The following is a 2,500-nucleotide window of genomic DNA, read 5'->3' on the forward strand; positions in this document are numbered from 1 at the left end:
TTTCGTTGGATACATCCGGAGGATCGTATCGATGAACGATTAAATCCAAGCCGAGAACTTCTTCCCCCTTGGATCCTTTCGCCACTACTTCATAAAAAGCTGATGTAATGGCTTCTTCTAGTGTTTCAGTAATCTTAGTTTCAAAGCGCACATCCCTGGAGAAGCTGTTAGAGCTAACCAGAGAGGCCTGCACCAGTCCGCTTGAGATTTTTTGATCAAACGCGGTATGCTGAAATTCACCCTGTATGACCATTTTTTTCCAAAGCTCAAACCTTGCAACTTTTATCCCGCTCACGTTGATTTTGTGAGAATAGAATTCTTTGAGACGCGATAAAGAGACTTCCAAATGCAATTCTCCGAGTCCGGAAAGCTGCATTTGTCCCGTTTCCGGGAGAATTTTGATTTCCAGTCCTTCGTCCATCCAAACCAGAAGCTGCAGAGCCTTCCAAAGGGAATCCCTGTGTTCATCCGTTTCGGGTTCGATGAGAATTTGAAACTGCTTTCGGATCGGAGTGAGTTCCGACCTATATTCTTTTTGCGGGGAAGAATACAGAACATCCCCCGGCTGAATCGAATCCAGCTCGGGAACTACGATGATTTCCCGGGCAAGGACGCGGCCCGTCTCTTCTATGTCTCTTGTGGAAATGTAATGCAAAGAATCCATTTTCCCTTGCGAGGAAGCAGACCAGAATTTCTGATTTTGTGGGAACTCCTTCGACGCAAGGACGTACACGATTCTCCCTAAGTCCGGATGAAGTTCGCGTTTGAAGGCGATCCCCAATTCTTCCTTAGGTCGGAGCTCCGGCTGAAAGGATTCCGACAAAAGTTCCAGAGCGCGGAGGAGTTCCCGCACTCCGTCCCCGTGCAAAGCAGCGCCTCCGAGAACCGGAAAGAACTCTTCTTTCCAAAAACCCCGAGCAAAACCTTTCCGCGCCAGATCCGCAAGGTGATCGGGATTTTGCAGATATTGTTCCGACAAATCACCATCCCATTCCAGGAGCGGGAGCAGAGATTGGTCGGAACTGCGTTCTTGAAGCAGAGAGAATTCTCCCCCTTCTTTCCAAAGGAGAATCGGCTCTTTGCCCAAAACCGCTTCGAGATCCACGAGCGAATCGGTGATATCGATCCCCTTTCGATCCAATTTGTTTAAGAAGAATAAAATCGGAATCTTGCGTTTACGGAGCCACTCCACATTTTGCAGCGTCTGCGACTTAAGACCTTCAAACGCGTCGATCAACACGATCCCGAGATCGGCGACTACAAGAGACGCGCTCGTTTGACTTTGAAAATCGAGATGCCCCGGGTTGTCCAAAAATTGAAATAAGACCTTGGGTTCTTTCGCGTTCGGCCAGAACACGCGCGCAAGAGTGGATTGAATGGAGATTCCGCGTTCGATTTCCTCCTGCAGATAATCGGATTCGGTCGTTCCCTCTTCGATGGTTCCCGGACGACGAATTCTTCCCGTCTCGAAAAGAATTCTTTCCAAGAGAGTGGTCTTGCCGGCGTCGATATGAGCGAAGATTCCTATGTTTAATATTTGCATGGCGGCGATCTTTGTTCGTGCGTTCGAATTTTTAAATCCGTCGTTTTCCCGGCTTGTCAAAATCGAAAGAATTCGGAAGATCCATTGGTTTTAGATCTTTCTAAAAATTCAAAAATAATTTTACGGTTCTTTTTACGGAAATTAAAACGATTTCAAGAGCCGGTCAAAGAAGTTTATGCATCAGTTGTTTGTTTGGAAAGAATTTTCAATCTACAGCGGACCTTCGTTTTCCACCACACGACATAGTCACTTCTTCGTTCAACTCTGCATCGCAAACGAAGGTGAATTCCGACTTCGAGGTAAAAACGGAATTTGGAGATCGTATCGGGCGGCGCTCATCCCGTCGGGCGTCAGTCACGAAACCGAAAAATCCGACCGAAATTTTACGATCGTTTTATTGGATCCGTTATCGTTTCAAACGGGACTCTTTTCAAAGATCGACGAAATCGGAGGAGAACCGGGAATCGACGTAAGCGAGAAATTCTCTTCCGAGGACATTCAATTTTTATTAAGTATTTTCAGAAACGCTTCGGAGGATTCCAAAAAGAAGTTTTTGGATTTTTTCGAAAGCAAATTCGAAATAGGCGAACAAGGCTCGGAACTTACGAACGATAAATCGAATATCAGAAAGTTAAACAAGAAAACGAATACAGATCCGCCTTACGCCAAAAAATCGAACCCGGCATTGTTCAGACTAAAAGAACCGAACGCTCCGATCGATCCGCGCATCTTAGAATGCATCGAAATTTTATCCTCCGCATACGATTCCCCTTCCTCGTTCGAAAAAGAGATTTCGCTTTCGGAACTCGCAAGCCGAGTCAAACTTTCGCCGGGTAGATTCCGTCATCTATTCCGGGAAGAAACAAATATTACGTTTTCAGGATATAAGCTCTGGCTCAAAACCGGGAAGGCGATTCTTTCCCTTGCCGGAAAACCGGAGCTGACGGCCGCCGCATA

At 46.4% G+C, this 2,500-nt stretch carries 2 protein-coding genes (both running past the window's edge); one reads left to right on the forward strand and one right to left on the reverse strand.

From position 1 onward, the window contains the following. On the reverse strand, positions 1-1,543 hold the 5' portion of the coding sequence (locus DLM76_RS02315) for an elongation factor G-like protein (protein WP_118964252.1). The gene continues 338 nt to the left of window position 1, outside the view; 1,543 of the gene's 1,881 nt are visible here — the first part of the coding sequence; its start codon is at positions 1,541-1,543; its stop codon lies beyond the left edge, outside the window. 175 nt (positions 1,544-1,718) lie between these two features. Between DLM76_RS02315 and DLM76_RS02320 the strand changes: the two genes are divergently transcribed. Then, positions 1,719-2,500: the 5' portion of a helix-turn-helix domain-containing protein gene (locus tag DLM76_RS02320; RefSeq protein WP_118964253.1), read on the forward strand. The gene runs 121 nt beyond the window's last position; only the first 782 of its 903 coding nucleotides appear in the window; it begins with the start codon at positions 1,719-1,721; its stop codon lies beyond the right edge, outside the window.

The organism is Leptospira yasudae, assembly GCF_003545925.1.
GTDB lineage: Bacteria > Spirochaetota > Leptospiria > Leptospirales > Leptospiraceae > Leptospira > Leptospira yasudae.